The following is a 24,136-nucleotide window of genomic DNA, read 5'->3' as shown; positions in this document are numbered from 1 at the left end:
TGGTGGTGCGTGAGCGGCGACGGGCCCGACCGGATTCGAACCGGCGTTCCCGCTCTGCGAAAGCGGTGCGCCTGCCTCTGCGCTACGGGCCCGTCGCCTGGCCTCTCGGGAACCGGATTCGAACCGGTGTGGTCCGTCCTGACAAGACGGCGCGCCTGCCTCTGCGCTATGCCCGTGAGGTGACAGGGATGCTATCGGTACGCACGGGGTGGTCGGCAAGCGCTTTCCCGCAGCCCTCCTCCGGGCGCCGGGAAAGCGCTTGCCACGCTGCGTGATCGCGGCGGTCAGGGCATCGGGAAAGCGCTTGCCAGCCCCTCTGATCGCGGCGATCACGGACTGGGGAAAGCGCTTACCTGACCCCCTGATCACGGTGATCACAGCCCGGGGAAAGCGCTTTCCCCGCCACCCGATCGCAGCGATCAAGGCGTGCAGCAAGCGCTTTCCCGTCACGCGCCGGGCGGTCGACCCGCTGCCGGCCCAGCCGCCTACACCGACCGGCCCGGCAGCCGGGTACCCGGGCACCTCGGCAGCCCCGTCACCCCTGGCGGAGCTCCGGGAAGTCGCTGTCCCAGTACTCGTTCGGGTTGCGGTCGTCGGTGCGCCGGGCCTCGTGGGTGCGGAGTTCGACGCGGCGGATCTTGCCGGAGATGGTCTTCGGCAGGTCGGCGAACTCGAGGCGGCGGATGCGCTTGTAGGCGCTGAGCTTCTCGCGGGTGAACGCGAGGATGTCGCGGGCGAGTTCGGGCCCGGGGGTGCGCCCGTCGACCAGGACCACGTACGCCTTGGGGACGGCCAGCCGCAGCGGGTCGGGCGAGGGGACGACGGCGGCCTCGGCGACGGCGGGGTGTTCGATCAGGACGCTCTCCAGCTCGAACGGCGAGATCCGGTAGTCGCTGGCCTTGAACACGTCGTCGGCGCGGCCGACGTAGGTGATGTACCCGTCCTCGTCCCGGGCGGCGACGTCGCCGGTGTGGTAGTGGCCGTCGCGCATGGCGTCGGCGGTGCGTTCGGCGTCGCCGCGGTAGCCGCGCATCAGGCCGAGCGGGCGGCGGGCCAGGTCGAGGCTCAACTCGCCTTCGGTGGCGGGCTTCCCGTCCGGGTCGAGGAGGGCGACGTGGTAGCCGGGGAGCGGCCGTCCCATCGAGCCGGTCTTGACGGGCTGGCCGGGGCTGTTGCCGATCTGGCAGGTGGTCTCGGTCTGGCCGAAGCCGTCCCGGATGGTGAGCCCCCAGGCGGCTCGCACCTGTTCGATCACCTCGGGGTTCAACGGCTCGCCGGCGCCGACGAGTTCGCGCAGTTCGGTGCGGTGTGCTCCGAGGTCGGCCTGGATCAGCATCCGCCAGACGGTGGGCGGCGCGCACAGGGTGGTGACCCGGCAGCGGGAGATCACCTCCAGCAGTTGCTGGGCGTCGAACCGGCCGTAGTTGAACACCAGGACGGTGGCCTCGGCGTTCCACGGCGCGAACAGGTTGCTCCAGGCGTGCTTGGCCCAGCCCGGGGAGGAGATGTTGAGGTGCACGTCGCCGGGGCGCAGCCCGATCCAGTACATGGTGGACAGGTGGCCGACCGGGTAGGAGGCGTGGGTGTGCTCGACCAGCTTCGGCTTGGAGGTGGTGCCGGAGGTGAAGTAGAGCAGCAGCGGGTCGTCGGCGAGGGTGATGCCGTCGGGGGTGAACTCCTCGGCGGCGGCGGAGACCTGGGCGTAGTCGTGCCAGCCTTCGGGTACCTGGCCGGTGCCGTGGTCGGCGCGGACGGCGATCCGCAGCGGGGCGCCGGGGAGGCCGGCGAAGCGGTCGGCGACCTCGGCGGCGGCGATCACGGCGCTCACCTCGCCGCGTTCGAGGCGGTCGGCGAGGTCCTCGGCGGACAGCAGCAGGGTGGCGGGGATCAGCACCACGCCGAGCTTGATCGCACCGAGCATCACCTCCCACAGTTCGCTGACGTTGCCGAGCATCACCAGTACCCGGTCGCCGCGGCCGAGGCCGAGTTCGCGCAGGTGGTTGGCGACCTGGTCGGAGCGGCGGGCGAGCTGGTCGAAGCTGTGGATCCGCTCGCTGCCGTCGGCCTCGACCACCCACAGGGCGGGCCGGTCGTTGCCGCGCGCCATCGGGTCGAAGTGGTCGAGGGCCCAGTTGAACTCGCCCAACTCGGGCCATGCGAAGGTGCGGTACGCGGTGTCGTAGTCGGTGGCGTGCTGCCAGAGCACCTCGCGGGCGGTCCGGAAGTTGGCCGCCGACGCGGCCCGGTCGAGGCGGGCGCCGGTGCCGGCATCCGGGCCGGTGCCGGCAGCCGGGCGGGCACCGGTGCCCGGGCCGGTGCTTCGACCGGACGGCGGCTGCTCGTTGTTCTGGACGTTCTCGGCTGAGCCCATGGCCTGACCCCTCTGTGTTCAGTTACCGTCGCACCCAATGTTTCCGCTGGCCGTGGGCCTGCGGTCCCCCCACCTGGAGAGGAGAGTTCGCTCGGATGGCGGATGGCTCCACTGGTCGTACCGTACGGGTCCTGGTGGTCGACGACCATCCAGTGGTGTGCGACGGCGTGTCCGCGTTGATTCGGCGGGCCGAGGACGTGTCCGTGGTCGGGTCGGCCCGGACGGCGCGCGAGGGTGTGGCGCTGGCGGCGACGTTGCGGCCGGACGTGGTGCTGCTGGACCTGCGGCTGCCGGACCTGCCGGGTTCGCGGACGGTGCCGCTGCTGCGGGCGGCCGCGCCGGACGCGCGGGTGGTGCTGTTCACCGCGTTCGAGGACCGGAACGCGCTGTCCGCAGCGCTCGCGGCGGGTGCGCACGGCTGTCTGCTGAAGGATGTGACCGACACCGACCTGGTCGCCCAGCTGCGGGTGGCGGCGGCCGGCGGGCGGGTGCTGGATCCCCGGCTGAACGGTTCGGGGCCGGCCCAGTTGCAGGCCCGGCTGTTCCGCCTGTCGCTGAGCCGCCGCGAGTACGACGTGATCCGGTCGGCCGCGACGGGCCGCACCAACCCGGAGATCGCGGAGGAGCTCGGCCTGACCCGGAACACCGTCAAGACCTACCTGCAGACGGCGATGCAGAAGCTCGGCGCCCGCAACCGGGTCGAGGCGATCCGTCGCGCGCAGCAGGAGCAGCTGCTCTGACCCCGGGCGAGCGCGCCGGTCGGTCAGACCTGCGGCAGGAGCGGAGCCGGTGGCGGGGACGGCGGCGGGGACGGGCGGGCGGGGAGCGGGAGTTCGCCGCGCAGGGTGGTGCCGTCCTCGTCGCTGTGCAGGTGGAGGTTGCCGCCGAGGCGTTCGTAGTGGGCGCGGAGTTCGGGGAGGCCCGCGCCGGTGGCGGGGTGGGGTGCGGAAAGCGGTTTCCCGTTGGGGTGGGAAAGCGGTTTCCGGTTGGTTTCGGGGCCGGGGCCGTCGTCGATGACGGCGAGGTCGAGGCGGTGGCCGTCGTGGGTGAGGGTGACGGCGACGGAGCCCGCGCGGGTGTGCTTCTCGACGTTGAGCAGGCCCTCGGCGACGGTGCGGCGGAGCAGGGCGGCGCGTTCGGTGTCGAGGCGGGGCGCGGGTCCGATGGGGACGAAGGTGGCGGGGGTGCCGGTGCGTTGTTCGAAGCCGCGGAGGGTTGCGGCGAGGTCGGCGGCAAGGTGCCCGGTGTCGGGTTCGGCGGGCCGGTCGCGGTGCAGGCGGGCGACGGCGGCGCGCAGGGTGGCGGCGGCGTGGCCGAGTTCGCGTTCGAGGCGGTGCAGGCGGTCGGCGAGTTCGGGGTGTTGGGCGGTGTCGGCGCGCAGGTCGCGGACGGTGCTGCCGAGGCCGAACAGCATGGCGCCGACGCCGTCGTGGAGTTCTGCGGCGATCCGGCGGCGTTCTCCGGTGACGGCGGCGTCGGCGAGGGTGGCGGCTCCGTCGGCGACGTCCACGGCGAGGGTGGCGAGGTGGGCGAGGCGGGTGAGGCCGTCGATGGCGGTGTCGCCGATCTGCCCGGTGTCGCGGATGGCGCCGTAGAGGACGCCGCGGGCGGGGCCGGTGCCGATCGGGAGGCCGACCATGCCGGTGACGGCTTCGCTGCCGACCTGCTGGTCGAAGTCGTGGGTGATCCGGCTGGAGCGGTAGTAGTCGCGGACCGCGACGGCGCTGCCGACGGCCACCACCCGGCCGCCGAGGCCGAGTCCGAGGGGGATGCGCAGGTCGTGCAGGGTGGTGTGGAGGGTGCCTGACCAGGCGCGCAGGACCAGGTCGCGGCCCTCGACCAGTCCGCCGAGGCCGAGTTCGAAGCCGTGCTCGGTGCGGGCCCGTTCGGCGACTGCGCGCAGCGTGCTGCGGACGTCCAGCAGGCCGATCCGGTGGGTGCGCTCGCGTTCGAGCCGGTCCAGTTCCGCGAGCGCGGCCAGTACTTCGGCCTCCCGTTCGCTTCTGCCACCGCCGTTCATGCGCGGCAGCGTACCGGTCCATATGCCCGGCCGGGTCTGCTGATCGCACCGTCCGATCATCGCCACGACCTGCTCCGGGCTGCGAGGGCCCGCGTCGGCCTTCGCCGCCCCGCGTCGGCCCGCTCCGGCCTTCGCCGCCCTGCGCCGGTCGGCTCGCGGCCCCTGCCCGCAGGTGCCCGGCGGACCCCGGGGCCGTTCGGCGTGGCGGTTTGAGGCCGCTGCGTCGCGGCGCGATGCTGAGGGGAGGGCCTGGGGGTTGCTGCTCCGAAGGGGAATGTGCGGACATGGCGACACGGGTACCGGGCCGCGCGGCGACCGCGACGGTGGACGGCGGCGGTTCGATCACGGGTTGGTCGGCGGCCGCCGAGCGCGTGTCGGGGTTCCCGGCAGGCCGGGTGCTGGGCCGGCCGGCGTTCGAGCTGTTGGCCGGTGACGCGCCGGTCGCCGTCCTGCGCGCGGTGGTTCGGGGCGAGCCGTTCACCGGCATGGTGCGGCTGGTCCGTTCGGAACGCGGGCCGGTGGCGGTGGAGTTGGCGCTCGTCCCGGTGCGGACGGCGGGCGCCGAGCGGACCTGGGTGGTGTCGGCGCAGCCCTTGCAGCCGCTGGACGCCGAGCCGCCGGCGGCGCTCGCCGAGGTGTCCGCGGAGGCGTCGCACCCGGAGGATCTGGCCCGGCGGCGGCTGGCGTTGCTCGGCGCAGCGGGCCTGCGGATCGGTTCGACCCTCGAAGTGCAGCGCACCGCGCAGGAGTTGGCGGACGTCGCGACGGAGGGTTTCGCGGACTTCGTCGGTGTGGACCTGCTGGATCCGGTGTTCGGTGGTGGCCCGCCGTCCGGCGCGGGCCTGGTGTTCTACCGGGTGGCCCAGCAGTCGGTGCTGCCGGGCTGTCCGGAGTCGGCGGTGCCCACGGGCGCGCGCGATGTGATCCTTCCGGAGTCGCCGATGGCGCAGGTGCTGGCTTCGGGCCGGCCGCTGCGGACGGACATGCGGGCCCCGAGGCAGCAGGACTGGATGCAGCGTGAGCCGCAGCGGCAGCGGTCGGCGGCGGAGTTCGGGATCCACTCCTCGCTGATGGTGCCGTTGACGGCGCGCGGGGTGACGCTGGGGGTGGCGATCTTCCTGCGGCACCGTTCGCCGGAGCCGTTCGACGACGACGATCTGGTGCTGGCCACGGAGTTGACGGCGCGCGCGGCGCTGTCCGTGGACAATGCCCGCCAGTACACCCAACAGCGGGACACCGCATTGGCGTTGCAGCGTTCCCTGCTGCCCGCCCGGACGCCCGCCCAGGCGGCGGTGGAGGTGGCGTTCCGCTATCTGCCGGTGAACGACCGGGACGGCGTGGGCGGCGACTGGTTCGACGTGATCGCGCTGTCGGGCGCCCGGGTGGCGCTGGTGGTGGGCGACGTGGTGGGCCACGGGGTGCCCGCGGCGGCGGCGATGGGGCGGTTGCGGACGGCGGTGCGGACGCTGGCGGACATCGACATGCCGCCGGACGAACTCCTCACCCACCTCGACGACTTGGTGCTGCGGGTGGATCTGGACGAGCTGTCGGAGAACGCCGCCGCCTGGGCGGGCGGCGCGGTCGGCGCGAGCTGCCTGTACGCGGTGTACGACCCGGTCGCGCGGACCTGCACGATGGCCAGAGCGGGCCACCCCGGCCCGGTGCTGGTAGAGCCGGGCGGCACGGTGTCGTTCCCGGAGCTGCCGCCGGGACCGCCCCTCGGCCTCGGCGGACTCCCCTTCGAGGCAGTGGAGTTGGCCGTCCCGGAGGGAAGTGTGCTGGCGCTGTACACGGACGGTCTGCTACGGGCCTCGGAGCTGCGCGGCGATCCGGCGCTGGGCCTGGACGGGCTGGGTTCGGCGCTCAGCGAGCCTGCGGGCTCGCTGGAGGAGCTGTGCGACCGGGTGCTGTCGGCGACGCTGGGCCCGGACGCGCCGAGCGACGACGTGGCGCTGCTGCTGGCCCGCACCCGGGCGCTGCACGAACAGGACGTCGCCGATTGGGAGTTGCGGCGCGACCCGTCGGAGGTGGCGCGGGCCCGCAAGCTGTCAGCGGCGGCGCTCGCCGAGTGGGGGCTCGAAGAGGCGGCGTTCGTCACCGAGTTGGTGGTCAGCGAGCTGGTCACCAATGCGGTCCGCTACGGGCTGCCGCCGATCGGTCTGCGGCTGATCCGGGACGGCGGGACGCTGATCTGCGAGGTGTCGGACGGCAGCAGCACGGCCCCGCACCTGCGGCGGGCGCGCACCTTCGACGAGGGCGGCCGGGGCCTGATGCTGGTGGCGCAGTTGTGCCGGAACTGGGGCACCCGGCACACTCCGCGCGGCAAGACCATCTGGGCCGAGCAGCAACTCTGAAGCGGCGGGGCTCAGTTCGCCATCGCTTCGCGCAGGGCCTCGCGCAGCCGGCCGCCGTACCGGGCGAGCAGCGCGGCGGCGGTGGCGGCGTCCAGGTCGGCGAGCAGCAGCAGGACGGCGTCCTTGACCTTGCCGCCGGTGGCGTGGAGGGCGGCGGCGACGTCGGCCGGTTCGGCGTCGGTGGCGAGGGCGACGACGCGGCGGCTGCGGTGGCGGAGCTTCTCGTTGGTCGCGCGGAGGTCGACCATCAGGTTTCCGTAGGTCTTGCCGAGCCGGATCATGGTGATCGTCGAGATCATGTTGAGCACCAGCTTCTGGGCGGTTCCGGCCTTCAACCTGGTTGATCCGCCGATCAGTTCGGGTCCGGTGACGATCTCGACGGCGTGCTCGGCGGCGGCCGTGAGGGCGGAGCCGCGGTTGCCGGACAGGCCGACGGTGAGGGCGCCGGCGGCGCGCGCGTGGGCGACGGCGGCGAGGGTGTAGGGGGTGCGGCCGGAGGCGGAGATGCCGATGACGGTGTCGGTGGCGGTCAGGCGCAGCGCGTCGAGGTCGGCGACGGCGGCCCGGCGGTCGTCCTCGGCGTTCTCGACGGCGGCGGTGACGGCGGCGGGTCCGCCGGCGATCAGGGCGCGGACCTGGCCGGGTGCGGTGTTGAAGGTGGGCGGGCATTCGGCGGCGTCGAGGACGCCGAGCCGGCCGGCGGTTCCGGCTCCGACGTGGATCAACCTGCCGCCGCGGCCCATCCGTTCGGCGATCGCGTCGATGGCGGCGGCGATCGCGGGCAGCGCGGCGGCGACGGCGTCCGGGACGGTGCGATCCTCGGCGTTCATCAGCCGGGCGATCTCCAGCGTCGGCAGCAGGTCGATGTCGGCGTACTCGGCCCGCCGGGCCTCGGTGGCCAGGACGGCGAATGCCGCCCGGTGGTCGGTCGGGGCCTGGCCGTCGGTCGAAGTCGGCAGGTCAGTGGGGTCCGGGGTGCCGTTCACAGGGCCCGAGCCTAGCCTCCGGGCCGCGGTGCGCGGCGGCCGACCGGACTGGGCCGGGGTCGCCCTCCCGTCGCGCCCCGGCCCCAACTCCCCCTCCGAATACTGCACTTGTTCTGACCCGAGCGGCGCAGGGGCCGCTACGCCGGCGGGTCGGTGCGCAGGACCGTGTCGGTGACGCCGCCCGGGCATTCGCGTTTGTGGTCCCAGCCGGCCAGTTCGGCGCCTGCGCGGTAGGCGGAGTCGAGGAAGTCGAGGGCGGTCGCCCACGGGTCGGCGGCGGCGCGGGCGTCGTCGTAGCGCAGGAGTGCCAGGTGGCTGCCCCGGCTTGCCGTCCAGGAGGCGGTGGCCGGGTGCAGGGGGCGGGTGGTGAGGTCGGTGGGTTCGGGGGCGGTGTAGGAGTAGAAGGCGGGTTCGGGGATGTTGCTGTCGCCGAACCAGAAGCCGGCGCTGATGACTTCGCGCGAGTAAGCCTCGCGGGTGACGGGGTCGGCGGCGGGCTGGTCGATCTCGCGGTCGGAGAAGCGGGTGACGGCGAGGTCGAAGGTGTGCCAGAAGTGGTGGACTGGGCTGGTCTTGCCGGAGTATCCGGCGGCGTACTCCTCCAGCAGCAGGGCGACTTGGCTGAGGATGTGCCAGTAGGTGGTGACGGCGGCCGGGTCGTAGCTGCGGTGTTCGTCGTCGTCCGCGAACGGGCGGTGCGCGTCGGGCAGGTCGTACGGGTAGGGGTGGTCGGGGACGATGTCGATGTCGAGGTGGATCAGCGCGCGCAGGGTGTCGCGGTAGAAGTCGCCGACGGAGCGGCCGGTCAGCGGGAAGGAGTCCTCCGCGCCGTCGAGGGTGCGGATGTACAGGCGGTGGTCGGTGAAGTCGAAGTCGATGGTGAAGGCGTCGCCGCCGCGGGTGGGGCCGGTGGGGCGGGTGGTGATGCCGCGCCCGGTGAGGTGGAAGGGGACGTTCCACCAGTGGTTGCGGCGGGGGCTGCCGGCCAACCGGATCTTGCCGATGACCTGGGCGAATCGGTGCAGGGTCTCCTTGGTGTCCCGCCAGGACTCCAGGGGCAGGGGCGGGAACAGGTCCATGGCGCGCTCCGGTTGGACGAATCGGGGACGGTGTCGCGTCCCATCCTGGCGGCGTGCTGCTCGGGGCCCGGCCGCGACGCGCCCGGGCGGTGCGCAGACTGCTCCGCCCGGGTGCCGCCGGTCAGTCCCGGCCGGTACCGGTGCCGCCGGTGAGGACGTAGCGGTGCGGCGCCATCGCGGTGTCGTGGCCGGGGAGGGCGGCCATCACGGCGGCGTGGGCCTGCCGGGGCGTCGTCGAGGAGTCCGCGGTGGCGGTCAATTCGCCGTCCTGGTAGTGCACTTCGACGTTCCGTGCGTCGTCGAGTGCGGCGCGCACCAGGTCGGCGACGGCGTCCAGGTCGATCCAGTTGGCGCCGATCTGCTGCCAGCGGGCCTTGTCGCGGCGGCCGGTGGGGAGGCCGGTCAGGTCGGCGAGTTCGCCGTCGGGGCCGAGGCGGACGGTGCGGTGGCCGGCCAGGTCGAGGAGGCGGAGCAGGGCGTGGGCGAAGAGTTCGGTCTCTTCGCGGTCCAGGACGTCGGGGTGGGTGTGCAGGGTGAGTTCGAGGCAGCCGGTGGTGCGCCAGATGTTGAGCATCAGGCGGGTGGGGGTGGGTTCGGCGGGGTACCAGGCGAGGTCGGGTTCGACGGCCGGGTCGGGTCGGGCGGCGGCGACGCTCGCGGGGACGGTGGTGCTGAGGTCGTTGACGACGACGTGGCGGGCGAAGCGGGCGCCTCGGCGGTGGGCGGTGTCCTCGATGAGCTGCCAGATCCGTTCGGCGTCGAAGGTGGCGTGCCAGTAGCCGGACAGGGCCTGGGCCTGGGTGCGGCCGATCAGGGTGTCGAGGTCGGGGCAGTCGGTGTCGACGGCGAGCAGGGCGTCCTGGGCGAGGGTGCCGATGTGGTCGGCGAGTCCGGGGCGGTGGCGGTTGGCGGAGAGCGCGGCCATCACGACGGTGCTGCGGGCGGCCCGGTGTGCCGCGAGGGCGGCGTAACAGGCCAGTAGGACGGCCGAGTTGGAGGCCCCGGTGCGGGCGGCGGCGCGGGCGAGGGCGGCGGCGCCGGCGGTGGAGCGGACGCCGAGGGTGGGCAGCAGGGTGTCGTTGGGGCCGATCCGGTCGTCGGCGAAGACGGCGGACGGCCGGTCGGTGAGGATGTGCTCCCAGTGCCTCAGGGCGGCGCGGGTGCGGCGCTGTCCGGAGCTGGAGCGTTCCTGTTCGGCGACCTCGATCGGGGTGGGTGCGGCGTGCGGCGGCAGGGTGCCTCCGGCGGCCAGGATCAGCCACTCCTGGTAGAGCAACCCGGTGGCGACGCCGTCGAGTTGGGCGTGGCAGATGACCACGGCGAGCAGCACAGGGGTGCCGTGGCGGGTGAGCAGGGCGAATCTGAGCGGGAATTCCGAGGCCAGGTCGAAGGCCCGGCGGCGGCCGTCCCAGCAGAAGCGTTCGGCGCGTTCGGCGGGGTCCTCGTCGTGGTCGAGTTCGATCAGCCGGACGGTGAACTCGCCTTGGTGACGCACGTGTTGGCGTTCGGGCTGGCGGTCGGCGGGGCCGGGGAAGACGGTGCGCAGGGCGGCGTGCCGTTCGGCGAGGGTGCGCAGGGCGGCCAGGGCCGCGGGGAGGTCGACGCCGGCGGGGACGGTCCAGGTGGCCTGCTTGTTCATGTGCGAGGGTTCGTCGTGGCGCAGGCAGCGGATCATGTTGTCCTGGCCGAGGGTGAGCGGCCCCTCGGCGTCGACGCCTTCGACGCTGAACTGCACTGCGACGTCTTGCGGTTGGGACAACGCGATCAGTCTCCGTTCAGGGCGGTGCTGATGGCCTCGGGCCAGTCGACGGGCCGGGGGCCGTGGGTGTGCAGCAGGGCCAGGGCGATCCGGTCGAGGCCGAAGGCGGTGCAGGCGGTGTGGCCGGGGCCGCCGTCGGCGGTGAAGGCGAAGGCCTCGCCGAAGTGGTCCTTGTGGATGTTGGCGGAGGCGATCGCCTGCACGTGTCCGGCGGCGAGTTCGACCCGCAGTTCGAACTTCAACTCCTGGGCGCGCTGGGCGGCTTGGTAGATGCGTCGGCCGCCGCCGAAGAACGGGTCGTCGGCGAGTTCGACCGTCGGCTTGAGGCCGAGCGCCTCCAGCCAGCCGGTGACCCTGTCGAGCCAGTGTTCGCGCCAGTGGAGGCAGTGGTCGGGGGTGCCCGCGGTGACGAGTTCGGCCATCCGGAAGGTGCGCAGGCGGCCGGGTTCGGCGGTGGCCTCCTGCCGGAAGCACTGGGCTTCGACGCTGAACCTGGCGGGGTGCTCGCCGAGTTCGCGTCCGGTGAGGCCGGCGTACACGGGGTAGCAGGCGGCGGGCAGCAGGACCAGGTCGGAGACGGTCTGCCGCAGGTGCCAGGGCCCGGATTCGGCGATCAGCGGGGCGAGTCGGCGCCAGTCGGCGGCGTTGCCGGTGTAGCTGTGCACGGTGCCGAGCAGGTGCGGGAAGGAGGCGACGTAGCCGGCCCGTTCGATGGTGGCGCGGGAGATCACGGGCGGCACGACCAGCCGCTCGAAGGGCTCGTCGGCGGCGAGCCGGGCGATCGACCCGCGCAGGGCGACGAGCAGCTTCTCGTAGGCGGCGGGCTGGAGTTGGACGCCGGGGGCCTCGGTGGGCAGCGGGGTGGCGTCGTCGGGGTGGCGGGTCATGGTCTGCTTTCGGGGTCGGGCCGGCCGGCAGCGGCGGGGAGGGGGGTGCCGAACTCGCCTGCCGGGTCGGCGGGGTAGCACAGCAGGCGGGGCCGGAGCGGCACGGTGCCGGTGCGGGCGACGGCGGCCCGGTGGCCGGACGGCGCGGGCAGGTCGTGGACGGTGCAGGGCCCGAGCGGCCCGTCGATCCGGTGCGGGCCGGGGCCGTCGACCGGTCCGGCGTGGGTGCGCAGCCCGTCGGCGAGGCGGCCGCCATGGGCCTTGGCGTACGCCTCCTTGCGGGTCCAGCGGAGGGTGAACTCGGCTGCGCCGCCGTTGACTTCGGACGGCCGGTAGTAGCGGTGGGCGAGCCGGGCGGCGGCGCTGTCCGGCGGGACGGGTTCCAGGTCGGCGCCGATCTCGCCTTCGCCGCGGGCCCGTCGCTGGACGGCGAACAGCGCCCAGCGGCCGGCGGTGCTCAGGTTGACGCTCAACTCGGCTGCCAGGCCGACGGGTTCGGGTCGGCCGTGCGGGCCGCGCCGCCAGCGGACGCGCTCCGGCGGGATGCCCGCGACGGCGGCGGTCAGTCGGCGGGCGGCGGCGTGGGCGGCGATCCAGCGGCGGCGGTGCGGGCCGTCGGGGGTGCGGGCGGCCCGGGCGCGCTCGTCCGGGTCGAGCAACTCCAATGCGGCGAGAGCCTGTTCGGGCGTGATGTCGGCCTCGATCAGCCAGATCTCGGTCATCGGGCGGGCTCCTCGGGCGCCCAGCAGGCCAGGTCGAGGCGGCCGGTCTCGGGTTCCAGGTCGGCGAGCGCGAGCGGACGGCCCGCGAGCCGGGGGTCGGCGAGGGCTTCGCCGAGCGCGGCCCAGCCGCCGGTGTACGGGCTGCCCGGGCGGGCGCGCCGGGTCTCCACCGGGTGCGGCACCTCGGCGTCGGCGAGTCCGGGGCCGAGCACCAGCACTGCGTCCTCGGGCAGTTCGGCGGCCACGTCCTCGATCCCGGCCGCCGCGGTGGTGCTGTTCAGCAGCCGGAGCGGGCGGCCGCCGCCGGCCGCCTCCCAGAGCAGCGCGGCGGCGGAGTGCCGGTCGGGCAGCCGGGCGGAGCGGTGCGGCCGGTGGTGCAGGTCGGCCTGTTCGACGGCGATCAGCAGGGCGCGCCGGGCGCCGCCGGTGCGGGCGTAGGCGTCGGCGATGCGCAGCGCGCTGAAGGCGCCGCCGGCGCCCTCGTCGCACAGCGCGAAGGACAGCGGCTCGCCCGGGCACTCACCGCCGAGCTGGATCGCCACCGACTGGCCGGGCCGGACGTCGGGGGTGGCGTAGACCAGCACCAGCAGGTCGACGGGGCGCGACGCGTCCACCAGGCGGCGCACGGCGAGCTCGGCGAGTGCCGCGTAGGACTGGCCGCGGGCCCCGGTGAGCGCGTCCTCGTCGAGGGCCACGCCGTAGGGGCGGGCCAGGTCGGCGGTGAAGGTGCGCAGGTCGGGGTCGGCGGCGAGCGGGGAGTCGCCGGGCAGGTCGAGGGCGTGGGCGGTGGTCAGGCGCAGTGGGGAGGCGGTGCGCGGCAGGGTGGTGGCGGGCCGCGGTCCGTGGACGCGCACGGTTCAGTCCTCGGCGATGACGTGTCCGGCGACGAAGCCGGCCAGGGTACCGACCGAGCGGAGGTCGTCCTGGTCGATGCCTTCGACGTCGATCTGGACGTCGAGGTGGTCCTCTAGTTCCAGGATGAGTTCCAGGGTGGCGGCGGAGGTGAGGCCGACTTCGTCGAACAGGCAGGCGTTCTCGGTGACTTGGGGCAGTTCGCGCTTGAGGACGCGGGGCAGCAGCAGCAGGATCCCGTCGAGGGCGCGGCCGCGCAGTTCGGGGTCGACGGCGTCGGCGGGCGGCGCGGCGTCGGCGGGCGGTGCGGCGTCGGCGTCACCGGCGGGCAGGTCGGGGTCGGCGGGCGGGCCGGACGGCGGGGCGGAGGGGGACGGGTCGGTCATGGCGAATCCCTGTCGGCGGGGCCCGGGAAGTGCGGGCCGGGTGCGGCGATCGGGCGGCATCCGTTCGGCGCGGGTCCTTCGCCGGGGCACCCCGGGATCGGGGCGTGCCTCAGTGCTGGAGCACCATGGCGGCGAAGGTCGCGCCGAGTCCGGACGCGGCGACCAGGTAGCGGTCGCCGCGGCGGAGCAGGCCGCGGCGGGTGGCGGTGTGGTGGTTGAGCAGGATGTCGGCGGCGAAGCTGTGCCCCACCGCCGGGACGTTGTCCAGCACCACCTGCTCGGGCGGGTACCCGATGCGGCGGCAGATCCGTTGCCAGGAGATCTGGTTGACGTTGTGCGGCAGCAGCAGCCGGATCGAGTCCCAGCTCTCGCCGGCCTCGTCCAGCGCGGCTTCCATCACCGCGGTCATCAGTTCCGGATAGCTGCGCTGGTAGCGCGCCATCAGCTCCGGATCGGCGGCGAGTCGCCCGTCGAACTCGCCGCGCTGGTCGACCGCGTAGGACAGCACGCGGTCGTGTTCGCCTTCGGCCCGCACCAGGGCGGCCGCCGCCCCTTCGCCGAACAGGGCGGTGTCCGGGACGATGCGGGCGTCCCGGGTGAAGGTCTTCTCGCCCGCCAGGATCAACGCCAGCGCCTCGGGGTCGGGGTCTGCCGCCAGCAGCCGACCGGCCACGTCGAGTGCCAGCAGGGAGCCGGCGCAGGCGTGGTGGGTGATGGTGAAGGCACGTGCGTACGTCAGCCCCAGACGGCCGAGCACCTCGTGCAGCGGGTTGTGCGGGTAGGGCGCCGCGATCGGCAGGCTGCGCGCGTGCAGCACGTACTTCACGCGGTGTTCGTTTCCGGGCAGCGGGGCCAGGGCCTTCGCTGCGGTGGTGAGCAGGTCGGTCAGGTCTCCGTCGTGGTCCACCCTGACCTGGTCGAGGCCGTGGAACCGGCGGAAGAGCCTGATCTGACGGTCCGTCAGTCCGAGGCGCGCTCCGACCAGTTCGATCGGTTCGGCGACGGGCGGAAGGTGGACGGCGACTGCTTCCAGAGCGGTCACGCGGGCTAGTATTCCCACGCCTCACCGGCCCGCACAAGGGATCTCCGGCGCTCGGTTCCCGATTTCCCCTTGTGGTCTGTACCAGTTGCCCGTCGTTTGCACACGACACGTACAGATTTCTTCGCCCGGCCGGCCGCCCCGCCTGCTCCGCTCCGTCGTCGAGCCCCCTCCCGGAAGGACTCCGCCCATGTCCGAACCCTCCGCGCCGCGCCTGCTGATCGTGGTGCCGCCGCTCGCCGGGCACCTGCTGCCGGCCCGCGCACTGGCCCTGGCCTGGGCCGCGCGCGGTCACCAAGTCGCCTGGGTGGGGCCGGAGTCGGCGCTGCGCCCGGTGCTCGGCCCGGACACGGTGGTCCTGCCGACCGGCGCGCGGGTGTTCCGGGAGCAGGCGGCGGGCGGGGCGGCGGCGGTGCGTTCGCTCTGGGACGGGTTCGTGGTGCCGCACACCCGGTTCACGCTCGGTGCGGTGCGGCGGGCCGTCCAGCAGTGGCGGCCGGACGTGGTGCTGGTCGACCAGCACAGTCCGGCGGGCGCGCTGGCCGCCCACGGCGCGGGCGTGCGGTGGGCGACGTTCGCGCCGTCCTCGCTGGAGATCGGCGATCCGCTGGGCGGGGACGGCGAGTTGACCGCCTGGCGGGACGGGGTGCTGCGCGGCCTGTGGGAGCGGGCCGGCCTGCCCGCCGACGAGTTCGCCGACCCGCGCTTCTCCCCCGGCCTGGTGATCGCCCCGACCTGCCGGGAGCTGGCCGGGCTCGACCGGGTGCCCGCCGAGTACGCCCTGGTCGGACCGCTGCTCGCGGACCGGCCCGAACTTCCCTTCCCCTGGGAGCGGTTGACGCCGGGACGCCGCCGGGTGCTGGTCACCATGGGCACGCTGTCGGCGGAGGTCGCGGGCGGCTTCCTGCGCCGGACGGCCGCCGCACTGGCCGAACTCCCGGACGTGCAGGCCGTGGTGGCGTCGCCCGGCGACGCCGTCCTGCCGCCGGACGCGGTGGCCTGTGAGCGCGTTCCGGTGCTGGAACTGCTTGAGCGCGGGGCGGTGGACGCCGTACTGTGCCACGGCGGGATGAACACCGTGGCCGAATCCCTGGTCCACGGTAGGCCGTTGGTGGTCGCTCCGATCCGCCACGACCAGCCGGTGACGGCGGGACGGCTGGCCGACCTCGGCGCGGCCGTCCGGGTCGACTTCGCCACCGCCGGCCCCGAGCAGCTGCGTGCGGCGCTGCGAACCGTCCTCGACGACCCGGCGTACCGCACCGCCGCGCAGGCGATCGGAGCTCAACTCCGCTCGGGCGGCGGCGCGGTGGCGGCCGTCGAGCGGCTGGAGCGGTTCGCGCGCGCACCGCGCTGAGCCGACCCAGGCCACCGGCGCGTCACCTGGTCCAGACCATTGTGGGCGGGCGGGGTCGGGCCCTAGGGTCTGCTCCGGCGCCGGCCTGCGCGTCCACCTGCCTCGGCACCCGCCGCCATCCCCGACGCGAAGAACCCGACGCAGACGAACCCACCCACCGCATCCGGTCCCACCGCATGCGATCCCACCGCAAACGAACCCACCGACCGAGCACAGGAGTCCGGGTTGATCGTGACCAAGGGGCTGCGCAAGTCCTTCCGGCCCCGCCGCGGCGCCGCCACCGTCGACGCGGTGCGCGGCATCGACCTCAACGTCGCGGAGGGCGAGATCTACGGCCTCCTCGGCCCGAACGGCGCAGGCAAGACCACCACGCTGCGCATGCTCGCCACCCTGCTCACCCCCGACGGCGGCGCGGCCACCGTGGCCGGCGCCGACCTGCTCGGCGAGCCCGGCGAGGTCCGCCGCCGCATCGGCTACGTCGCCCAGGGCGGCGGCACCACCGACCAGGCCACCGCCCGCGAGGAGCTCGTCCTGCAGGCCCGGATGTACGGCGTCCGCAAGGCGGAGGCCCTGCGCCGCGCCGAACAGGGCCTGGCCGCCTTCGACCTGACCGAGTTCGGCGACCGCCCCTGCAAGACCTACTCGGGCGGCCAGCGCCGCCGCCTCGACCTGGCGCTCGGCGTCGTCCACCGCCCCTCGGTGCTGTTCCTGGACGAGCCCACCGTCGGTCTCGACCCGCGCAGCCGCGCCCAGGTCTGGTCCGAGGTCCGCCGCCTGCGCGAGCAGGGCATGACGGTGCTCATCACCACCCACTACCTGGACGAGGCCGACGCGCTCTGCGACCGGATCGGCATCGTCGACCACGGCGGCATCGTCACCGAGGGCACCCCCGAACAGCTCAAGCAGGAGATCTCCGGCGACGCCGTCACCATCGGCCTGCCCGCCGCCGAGGACACCGCCGCGGCCGAGCGCGTGCTCGCCGAACTGCCGTGCGTGCAGCGCCTGGAGGCCCTGTCCGAGCAGGACGGGCTGCGCCTGCACGTGGACTCCGCCGCCACCGCGATCCCGCAGCTGCTGGGCGCGCTGGCCGCCGCCGGACTGGCGCCGGACCACGTCCAGCTGCAACGGCCCAGCCTGGACGACGTGTTCCTGGCGCTCACCGGCCGCCCGCCGGTGCACGCCGGCTGACGTCCGCCCACCACTCCCCCGACGCCCCGAGGTCTCCGTGAAGCTCGCCCGCGACACCTGGCTGGTCTACCAGCGCCAACTGCTCCTGATGGCCCGCTCCCCCGCGTGGCTGGCCGTCGGCCTGCTCCAACCCCTGTGCTACCTGCTGCTGTTCGCCCCGCTGCTGACCTCCGCGCTGGCCGCCTCCGGGGCGCACAGCACCGCCGACGCCTACCGCGTCTACGTGCCCGGCCTGCTGTCCGCGCTGGCCGTGATGGGCGGCCTGTTCACCGGGTTCACGCTGCTCGGCGAACTGCACGCCGGCGTCATCGAACGCTCCCGGGTCACGCCCGTCAGCCGGGTCGCGCTGCTGCTGGGCCGCGCGCTGCGGGAGACCACGGCGCTGCTGGTGCAGTCGCTGCTGATCGCGGTGCTGGCCATCCCGTTCGGCCTGACCGTCGGGTTCACCGATCTGCTGCTCGCCATGGCGCTGCTGGCACTGATGGCGCTGATGGCCTCCTCGGTCTCCTACGGGCTCGCCCTGCTGGTTCCGACCGACGCCGCGCTCGGCCCCGTGGTCAACACCATCGCGCAGCCGCTGGCGCTGCTCTCCGGCACCCTGCTGCCGATCGCGCTCGCCCCGGCCTGGCTGCGCACCGCCGCGTCCTGGAACCCGTGCTACTGGGCCGTGGAGGGCATGCGGGCGCTGTTCGCCGGCCACCTGGACGCGCCCGAGGTGTGGCGCGGGCTGCTGCTGACCGGCCTGATGACGGTCCTCGCGGTGGCCTGGGCGGCCCGGCTGTTCGCCCGCCGGATCCGCTGACGGCGGCCACCGCGGCGGCACGCTCACCGCAGCACCGAGTGGGGCCCGGCGTACCGTGCCGGGCCCCACTCGGTGCTGCCGTCCGTCAGGGCTGCCGGGCCGCGTGCTCCGTCACGAAGCGGGCCAGCCGCCGCACGCCCTCGACGATCTGCTCGGGCGTCAGGTAGGAGCAGGACAGCCGCAGCTGGTGCTCGCCGCCGCCGCCCGGGTGGAAGCCGTCCATCGGGGTCCACAGCACGCCGTACTCGCGGGCGCAGGTGTCCAGCGCCCGCGCGTCGGCGCGGAACGGGACGGTGACGACCGCGAAGAAGCCGCCTTCCGGGCTGTTCCAGGTGACGCCGGGAAGCGAACGGAAAGCGGTTTCCAGTTGGGTCAGCAGCACGTCCATGTTGTGCGCGTAGAACTGCCGGGCGGGCTCGTTGGCCTCCCGCAGGCGCAGCCCGCCGGTCAGCAGCATGCCGCCGATCACGGCCTGGCTGAGCGCCGAGGTGTTGACGGTGGTCATGCTCTTGAGCTTGGCGAGTTCGTCGGCGAGCAGGCCGGTCCGGCCGTCGGCGTCCGCCACCCGCTGGTCGGCGAGGACGTAGCCGACCCGGGCGCCGGGGAAGCAGGTCTTGGCGAACGAGCCGAGGTAGATCACGTTGCGGCGGTCGCCGTCCAGCGCCTTCAGGGTGGGCCTGGCCGGGCCGGTGCGGCCGAAGAAGCCGTACGGGTTGTCCTCGATCAGCAGGACGCCGGCCGACTCGGCGACGTCCAGCAGCCGCCGCCGGGCGGTCTCGTCCAGGCTGGCGCCGCTCGGGTTGGCGAAGTCGGGGACGACGTAGCAGGCCCGGGGGCGTTTCCCGGCGGCGCGCAGTTCGCGGACGGCGGCGGCGAGGGCCTGCGGGTCGAGGCCGCCGTCCGGGCCGGCCTCGGGCACCGGGCGGACTGTCAGGTCGAGCAGCCGGGCGGCGCCGGTGACGCCGACGTAGCACGGCGAGGAGACCAGCAGCACGTCGTCCGGGTCGGCGCACAGGGCGCGCAGCACCAGCAGCATGCCCTCCTGCGCGCCGACGGTGACCACCAGCGCCTCGGGGTCGGCGGCGATCCGTTCGTCGGCCGCCAGGGCCCGGGCGATCAGCGGTGCGATCAGGCCCTTGGTCCGCCCGTACTGGAACACCTCCTGCCGGACCTGGCTCTCGGTCAGCCCGCGGTCCTCGCGCAGGTGGCGCAGGTAGGCGTCGAGGTGGCCGGGGATGTCGGCGGGGTCGAAGAACTCCTCGTGGGGGCGGCCGGGGGCGAAGGAGATCGCCTCGGGGTAGCGTCCGGTCACCTCGTTGAGGAAGGTCATCGCGTCCAGCAGCGGGTCCGACAGCGAGCCGTGCAGCTCGCTCAGGCGCAGCACGCCGCTCACCGCCCGGCCTCCGTTCCGTCCGCCGCGAGAGCCGCCACAGGGGCCGCCGCGGGGGCCGCCGCGCCGACCGCCGCGCGGGCCTCGGCGTACGCGGCCACCAGGCGTTCCGCGGCGAAGAGTTGGGCGGAGCGGCCGTCGTCCAGGACGCCCGGCATGGCGAAGAAGCCGTGCGGCATGCCCGGGTAGCGGCGCAGCACGACGGGGACGCCGGCGGCGCGCAGGGCGGCGGCGTACTCCTCGCCCTCCGCGCACAGCGGGTCGTACTCGGCGGTGATGACGGTGGCGGGCGGCAGTCCCCGGTGGTCGGGGGCGCGCAGCGGGCTGGCGAGGGGGTGGGCGGCGTCGGCGGGGTCGGCGAGGTAGTGCGACCAGTACCAGGCGACCGAGCGCCGGTTGAACAGTGCCGGGTCCTCGCCGTCGGGGGCCGCGGCCGGGACGCGGTGGTCGGTGTTGGGGTAGACCAGCAGCTGGTGGACGATGGCGGGGCCGCCGCGTTCGCGGGCGAGCAGGGTGAGGGCGGCGGCGAGGTTGCCGCCCGCGCTGTCTCCACCGACGGCGATCCGGGCCGGGTCGAGGCCGAGGCGGGGCGCGTGGCGGGCGATCCAGTCGAGGGCGGCCCAGCAGTCGTGGACGGCGGCGGGGAAGCGGTGTTCGGGGGCGTGCCGGTAGCCGACGGCGAGGACGTCCGCGCCGGTGGCGTTGGCGAGTGAGCGGCAGATCGGGTCGCCGGTCTCCAGCGAGCCGAGCGCCCAGCCGCCGCCGTACAGGTACAGCAGCGCGGGGCCGGGCCGTTCGGCGCGGGCTGCGGGGTGGTAGTGCCGCAGGGTGAGCGGGCCGCCGGGGCCGTCGATGGTGAACTCCTCGACGGCCCCGGCGGGTTCACCGGTGCCGGCGGCGGCGCGCAGGTCGGCGAGGTCGGCGGCGCGGGCCGCTTCCAGGGTGCGGGTGTACAGCGGCGGGGTGCCGGCGGCGGCGCGGCGGGCGCGCCAGGCCTCGGCCTGCGGGTGCAGTGGCATCAGTGCGTTCCTCCGGGGGCGACGGCCTCCAGGTAGATCGACTCGTCCTTTCGGAACGCGGTGTCGAGGTCGGCCACGTCGGGGCGTGCGCCGCTCTGGAACTCCCGTCGTGCGATCGCGAATTCGTGGTAGCCGGCGCGGTCGAGGACGTGCCGGAGCTCGGCCTCGTCGTAGATCCACCGGTGTCCGAAATGGTAGAAGATCTGGTTCAGCATGAAGGCGCGGCGCTCCGGCATCGGCGGGCCGACCCGCATGGTGCGCAGGCGGCGGCGGTGGCGGCGGAAGAACTGTTCCCGGCCGTCGAGGTAGCCGTCGATGTAGCGGGCCAGGTCGGGGGTGGTGAGGCGGAGCACGCCGCCGGGGCGCAGGATGCGGCGGACTTCGGCGAGCCAGTGCACGGCGGTGGCGAGCGGGACGTGCTCGATCAGGTGCTCGGCGTACACCCAGTCGACGCTGCGGTCGGCGAACGGGAGCGGGCCGGTGATGTCGAGTTGGGTGAACAGGCTTGTGCCGTCGATCCGGTAGACCGGGCCTGGGCGGGTGGCTTCGCGGTCGGTGTGCAGGCCGACCAGGTCGGTGCCGAGGCCCTGCGGGTGCCGGGTGCGGAACGCGGCGAACTCGATGCCGGTGATGCCGAGCTGCTGGAAGTCCTGGTGCGTGTACGGGACTTCGGGGTGGACGGTCGCGATCGAGGTGCAGCGGGCGAGGTCCTCGGTGAACGCGTCGGTGCGGGCTTCGAGCCCGGCGGGGTCCTCCCAGTCCCAGTCGGCGAACAGGTCCGCTTCGGGCCGAGCGGGTGCGGCGGATGCGGCGGGTGCGGCGGGTGCGGCCGGTCCGGTGGGTGCGGCGGATCTGGCGGGTCCGACGGGTTCGGCGGGTCTGACGGGTTCGGGTCCTGCGGTGGTCGCCACGGTGTCCTTTCGTGCCTGGAGGAGGGGCGGCGGGGTGCACGGACACCGATGCTTGTCGGTGTCTCGTCATGAGCCCCTATATATAAGGAGAGAACGGCGCGCCCGGACGGGCCGCGGGCTCGGCCGGCCAGGGCGCGAGCGCAGCCCGGTCGAGGTCCGCGAGCCTGGGTCGCCCGGCCAGCACCATGGTGTTGAGCAGCTCCTCGCGCAGCAGGTCGAGCACCGCCCGCGCGCCGTCCGCGCCGCCGTGGGCCAGCCCCCAGAGCACGGGGCGGCCGACCAGCGCGGCGCGGGCCCCGAGCGCGAGGGCCTTGGCCAGGTCGGCGCCGTGCCGCAGTCCGCCGTCCACCAGGACGGGGTACTCGGCGGGGACGGCGTCCACCACCTCGGGCAGGGCCGCCAACGCGGGCGGGGTGCCGTCGAGTTGGCGGCCGCCGTGGTTGGAGACGATCAGCGCGTCCACGCCGTGTTCGACGGCCAGCGCGGCGTCCTCGGCGGTGAGCACGCCCTTGAGGACCAGCGGCAGGCGGGTGCGCCGGCGCAGCCAGGCCAGGTCGGCCCAGCCGATGGCGGGGTCGAACTGCTGCCGGGAGTGCTCCTCGATGCCGGACCGGCCGGCCGCCGACTGCCGGGCGCTGTCGGTCAGTTCGGGGTCGAGGTTGGCGGCGGACAGGCCGGCGGGCAGCGCGAACGCGTTGCGCAGGTCGCGCAGGCGGCGGCCGACCTTGGGCGCGTCCACGGTGAGCACCAGCGCCCGGTAGTCGGCCTGTTCGGCGCGCCGCACCAGCGCGGTGAGCGCCTCGCGGTCGCGCAGCCAGTACAGCTGGAGCCAGCGCGGCGCGCCGGGTGCGGCGGCGGCGATCTGCTCCAATGTGCGGCTGGCGAAGATGCTGACGATCAGCAGGGCGCCGGCCTCGGCGGCGGCCCGGGCGGTGGCGCACTCCCCGTCGGGGTGGGCGAGTTGGTGGTAGGCCATCGGTGCGACCCCGAACGGCGCGGACAGCCGGGCGCCGAGCAGCTCGGTGCCGCAGTCGGGTGCCGAGACGTCCACCAGGACGCGCGGGCGCAGCACGTGGCGGCGCCAGGCGTCGAGGTTGGCGCGCCGGGTCCACTCCGCTCCGGCTCCGCCTTCGAAGAAGTCCCAGATCACGGCGGGCAGTTGGCCCTTGGCCAGTGCGCCGTGGTCCGCCAGGGTGAGCGGAACCATCGTCTCCGAACCTCCTGATGATCCGTCAACCGGTGCGAAAGCGAGGGACAGCGTAGGGGTCCGGCCGCCACTGGTATAGACCTTGACCCTTGATGCGCTCCCGTGCAAAGGTCGGCACCGACGGGGGATCCACACTGAAGCATCACAACTTCCGACCCATGCTTCCCATCCAAGCGCGTGGAGTTGCGTTGACGCTGATCCCAACCCCGGTGCGCGGCCGCACGGTTGCCGCGGACTGGGTGGACGAGCAGTTACTCGCCGGACCGGACGGCGAACCGTGCCTGCGCTTCGGCGCTCCGGTGAGCAGGGGGACCCTGCGGGCACTGGTGGCCGAGCGGCAGCGGCAGTTGGCCGCGGCCGGCCTCGGCGAGTGCGGCACGGTCGCGCTGCGGATGCCGCCGTCGGCGGAGTTCGTCGCGGTGCTGCTGGCCGCCTGGCGGGCCGGCGCCCGGGCCGTGCTGCTCGACCACCGCCTCACCGCCGTCGAGGTCGACCGCGCCGTGGACCGGCTGCGCCCCCGGGTGCTGGTCGAACTCGCCGACGGGCGGCCGCAGTTCAGGTCGATCCCGGACGCGGCGCCGGCCGCCGACCCGGCACCGTCCGCGGCTGCCGGCTCGGTGCCGTCCACGGCCGCCGAGCCGCCGTACCGGTCGGCCGCCGAGCCGCTCACGGCCGGCGACCACGCGCTGATCCAGCTCAGTTCGGGCTCCACCGGCCCGTCCAAGGTGATCGGTCGCACGGCGGGCGACCTGCTGCGCGAACTCGACTGCTACGCACGGCTTCCGGAGTTCCCGGCCCGGGGCGAACGCACCGTGCTGCTGTCCTCGACGGTGCACGTGCTCGGCCTGGTCGGCGGGCTGCTGCACGCCCTGCACGCGGGCGTCGAACTGGTGGTGCCGCAGCGGATGACCCCCGCGGGCATCCTGACCGCGATCGCCGACGGATCGGCCCCGACCACCGTCATCGGGGTGCCGTTCCACGCGGAGCTGCTGGCCGCCGTGGCCGCGCCGCCCCGACTCCCGCAGCTGCGGCGGATGATCGTGGCCGGCGAGCTGATCCGGCCGGGACTTCCCGAGGCGTTCCGCGAGCGCTACGGTGTGCCGCTGGGCACCATGTACGGGATGACCGAGACCGGGGTCATCGCCACCGACCTGACGGGCCGCCACCATCCGGCCCTGCAACCCGTACACGGACTCGAACTGTCGCTGGCAGCGGGCGAGTTGCACATCGCCCGGGCCCGCTCCCCGTACCTGGGCCTGACCGACCCGACCCGCTGGTCGGACGGCCTGCTGCACACCAGGGACGCCGCACTGCTCGACGCCGGCACCGGCCGGGTGACGGTGCTGGGGCGGCGCGACTCACAGATTTCCATCGGCGGCCTCAAGGTCGACCTGAACGAGGTCGAGCAGACCCTGACCGGGCTCCCCGGCGTGGTCGAGGCCGTGGTGGTGTTCGCCGACGGCGCGATCGAGGCGTACGCCGCGACCGCCGACGGCGCCTCCCCCGCATCGCCCCAACAGGGCGACGCGGCCGAGCAGTTGCGCGAACTGCTCGGCCGGGAGCTGGCGGGCTACAAGCTGCCCCGCCGCCTGCACCTGATGCCGCAGCTCCCCCGGACCGCCACCGGGAAGCTGTTGCGGGACGTCGCCGCCCTGCGCCGACAGGTCGACGCCGCCCGCTGATCCGCACCCCTTCCTCTCCCCGCTCCGACGCGGTGCGCCCGGCCGGGCGACGGCTCCAGACACCGTCCGCCCGCCCGTCGGTGCGCCCTGCCCGGAACACCTTTCCCCGCCCCGTGGCACCAGACCAG

The 24,136-nt window shown here is 74.4% G+C and carries 20 protein-coding genes and 2 tRNA genes; 6 read left to right on the top strand and 16 right to left on the bottom strand.

All coding sequences use genetic code 11. The annotated features are described in order from the left end of the window. Window positions 1–20: 20 nt before the first annotated feature. The 3 genes from ACWEMJ_RS08780 to ACWEMJ_RS08770 all read right to left on the bottom strand — a co-directional run bounded on the left by ACWEMJ_RS08780 (window position 21) and on the right by ACWEMJ_RS08770 (window position 2,371). Window positions 21–92: transfer RNA gene (locus tag ACWEMJ_RS08780), tRNA-Ala, on the bottom strand. Between the two features lie 6 nt (window positions 93–98). Beyond that, a tRNA-Asp gene (locus ACWEMJ_RS08775) sits at window positions 99–179 on the bottom strand. 356 nt (window positions 180–535) lie between these two features. After that, window positions 536–2,371 (bottom strand): AMP-binding protein, encoded by a 1,836-nt coding sequence (locus ACWEMJ_RS08770; protein WP_452136262.1) that lies wholly within the window; start codon window positions 2,369–2,371, stop codon window positions 536–538. 95 nt (window positions 2,372–2,466) lie between these two features. Between ACWEMJ_RS08770 and ACWEMJ_RS08765 the strand changes: the two genes are divergently transcribed. Further along, window positions 2,467–3,111 (top strand): response regulator, encoded by a 645-nt coding sequence (locus ACWEMJ_RS08765; RefSeq protein ID WP_452136261.1) that lies wholly within the window; start codon window positions 2,467–2,469, stop codon window positions 3,109–3,111. A 23-nt stretch (window positions 3,112–3,134) separates the two neighbouring features. Here the strand turns inward: ACWEMJ_RS08765 and ACWEMJ_RS08760 are convergent, their stop codons facing one another. Further along, window positions 3,135–4,391 carry a sensor histidine kinase gene (locus ACWEMJ_RS08760; protein WP_452136260.1) on the bottom strand — a complete coding sequence of 419 codons (1,257 nt, stop codon included), beginning with the start codon at window positions 4,389–4,391 and terminating at the stop codon, window positions 3,135–3,137. Window positions 4,392–4,675: 284 nt separating this feature from the next. On the opposite strand from ACWEMJ_RS08760, the gene ACWEMJ_RS08755 reads away from it, so the two are divergent. Further along, complete coding sequence (locus ACWEMJ_RS08755; RefSeq protein ID WP_452136259.1) at window positions 4,676–6,745, top strand: SpoIIE family protein phosphatase; 2,070 nt, start codon at window positions 4,676–4,678, stop codon at window positions 6,743–6,745. An 11-nt stretch (window positions 6,746–6,756) separates the two neighbouring features. Here the strand turns inward: ACWEMJ_RS08755 and murQ are convergent, their stop codons facing one another. The 8 genes from murQ to ACWEMJ_RS08715 form a co-directional block, all read right to left on the bottom strand. After that, a complete protein-coding gene (gene murQ, locus ACWEMJ_RS08750) occupies window positions 6,757–7,704 on the bottom strand; it encodes an N-acetylmuramic acid 6-phosphate etherase (RefSeq protein WP_452136294.1) in 948 nt (315 codons plus the stop codon). Window positions 7,705–7,868: 164 nt separating this feature from the next. Then, on the bottom strand, window positions 7,869–8,810 hold the full coding sequence (locus ACWEMJ_RS08745; RefSeq protein WP_452136258.1) for a DUF5996 family protein: 942 nt from the start codon (window positions 8,808–8,810) through the stop codon (window positions 7,869–7,871). Between the two features lie 121 nt (window positions 8,811–8,931). Beyond that, complete coding sequence (locus tag ACWEMJ_RS08740; RefSeq protein WP_452136257.1) at window positions 8,932–10,569, bottom strand: condensation domain-containing protein; 1,638 nt, start codon at window positions 10,567–10,569, stop codon at window positions 8,932–8,934. Between the two features lie 5 nt (window positions 10,570–10,574). After that, entirely contained in the window at window positions 10,575–11,456 is an 882-nt protein-coding gene (locus tag ACWEMJ_RS08735; protein WP_452136256.1) for a hypothetical protein, read from the bottom strand. After that, window positions 11,453–12,178 (bottom strand): 4'-phosphopantetheinyl transferase family protein, encoded by a 726-nt coding sequence (locus ACWEMJ_RS08730; RefSeq protein WP_452136255.1) that lies wholly within the window; start codon window positions 12,176–12,178, stop codon window positions 11,453–11,455. Before ACWEMJ_RS08730 ends, ACWEMJ_RS08735 begins: the two co-directional genes overlap by 4 nt. Beyond that, window positions 12,175–13,032 carry a hypothetical protein gene (locus tag ACWEMJ_RS08725; protein WP_452136254.1) on the bottom strand — a complete coding sequence of 286 codons (858 nt, stop codon included), beginning with the start codon at window positions 13,030–13,032 and terminating at the stop codon, window positions 12,175–12,177. Before ACWEMJ_RS08725 ends, ACWEMJ_RS08730 begins: the two co-directional genes overlap by 4 nt. 3 nt (window positions 13,033–13,035) lie before the next feature. Further along, entirely contained in the window at window positions 13,036–13,416 is a 381-nt protein-coding gene (locus ACWEMJ_RS08720; RefSeq protein WP_452136253.1) for an acyl carrier protein, read from the bottom strand. A 109-nt stretch (window positions 13,417–13,525) separates the two neighbouring features. Further along, window positions 13,526–14,458, bottom strand: coding sequence for a 3-oxoacyl-[acyl-carrier-protein] synthase III C-terminal domain-containing protein (locus tag ACWEMJ_RS08715; protein WP_452136252.1), 933 nt, complete (start codon window positions 14,456–14,458; stop codon window positions 13,526–13,528). Between the two features lie 187 nt (window positions 14,459–14,645). Between ACWEMJ_RS08715 and ACWEMJ_RS08710 the strand changes: the two genes are divergently transcribed. From ACWEMJ_RS08710 to ACWEMJ_RS08700, 3 genes are all read left to right on the top strand, one after another. Beyond that, entirely contained in the window at window positions 14,646–15,809 is a 1,164-nt protein-coding gene (locus tag ACWEMJ_RS08710; RefSeq protein WP_452136251.1) for a glycosyltransferase, read from the top strand. Between the two features lie 231 nt (window positions 15,810–16,040). After that, window positions 16,041–16,997 (top strand): ATP-binding cassette domain-containing protein, encoded by a 957-nt coding sequence (locus ACWEMJ_RS08705; protein WP_452136293.1) that lies wholly within the window; start codon window positions 16,041–16,043, stop codon window positions 16,995–16,997. 37 nt (window positions 16,998–17,034) lie between these two features. Further along, window positions 17,035–17,799 carry an ABC transporter permease gene (locus tag ACWEMJ_RS08700; protein WP_452136250.1) on the top strand — a complete coding sequence of 255 codons (765 nt, stop codon included), beginning with the start codon at window positions 17,035–17,037 and terminating at the stop codon, window positions 17,797–17,799. Between the two features lie 85 nt (window positions 17,800–17,884). Here the strand turns inward: ACWEMJ_RS08700 and ACWEMJ_RS08695 are convergent, their stop codons facing one another. The 4 genes from ACWEMJ_RS08695 to ACWEMJ_RS08680 form a co-directional block, all read right to left on the bottom strand. Next, window positions 17,885–19,129 carry an aminotransferase-like domain-containing protein gene (locus ACWEMJ_RS08695; RefSeq protein WP_452136292.1) on the bottom strand — a complete coding sequence of 415 codons (1,245 nt, stop codon included), beginning with the start codon at window positions 19,127–19,129 and terminating at the stop codon, window positions 17,885–17,887. A 59-nt stretch (window positions 19,130–19,188) separates the two neighbouring features. After that, window positions 19,189–20,208, bottom strand: a complete 1,020-nt coding sequence (locus ACWEMJ_RS08690) for an alpha/beta hydrolase (protein ID WP_452136249.1) — start codon at window positions 20,206–20,208, stop codon at window positions 19,189–19,191. After that, window positions 20,208–21,119, bottom strand: coding sequence for a class I SAM-dependent methyltransferase (locus ACWEMJ_RS08685; RefSeq protein ID WP_452136248.1), 912 nt, complete (start codon window positions 21,117–21,119; stop codon window positions 20,208–20,210). The genes ACWEMJ_RS08690 and ACWEMJ_RS08685 overlap by 1 nt, the downstream gene beginning before the upstream one ends. Window positions 21,120–21,195: 76 nt before the next feature. After that, window positions 21,196–22,326, bottom strand: a complete 1,131-nt coding sequence (locus ACWEMJ_RS08680) for an alpha-hydroxy acid oxidase (RefSeq protein ID WP_452136247.1) — start codon at window positions 22,324–22,326, stop codon at window positions 21,196–21,198. 188 nt (window positions 22,327–22,514) lie between these two features. On the opposite strand from ACWEMJ_RS08680, the gene ACWEMJ_RS08675 reads away from it, so the two are divergent. Further along, complete coding sequence (locus ACWEMJ_RS08675) at window positions 22,515–24,008, top strand: class I adenylate-forming enzyme family protein (RefSeq protein ID WP_452136246.1); 1,494 nt, start codon at window positions 22,515–22,517, stop codon at window positions 24,006–24,008. Window positions 24,009–24,136: the final 128 nt, after the last annotated feature.

The sequence above is a fragment of the Kitasatospora sp. NPDC004531 genome (assembly GCF_053602195.1).
The sequence above is the reverse complement of the archived record's forward strand: the minus strand, read 5'-3'. Positions and strand labels throughout refer to the sequence as shown.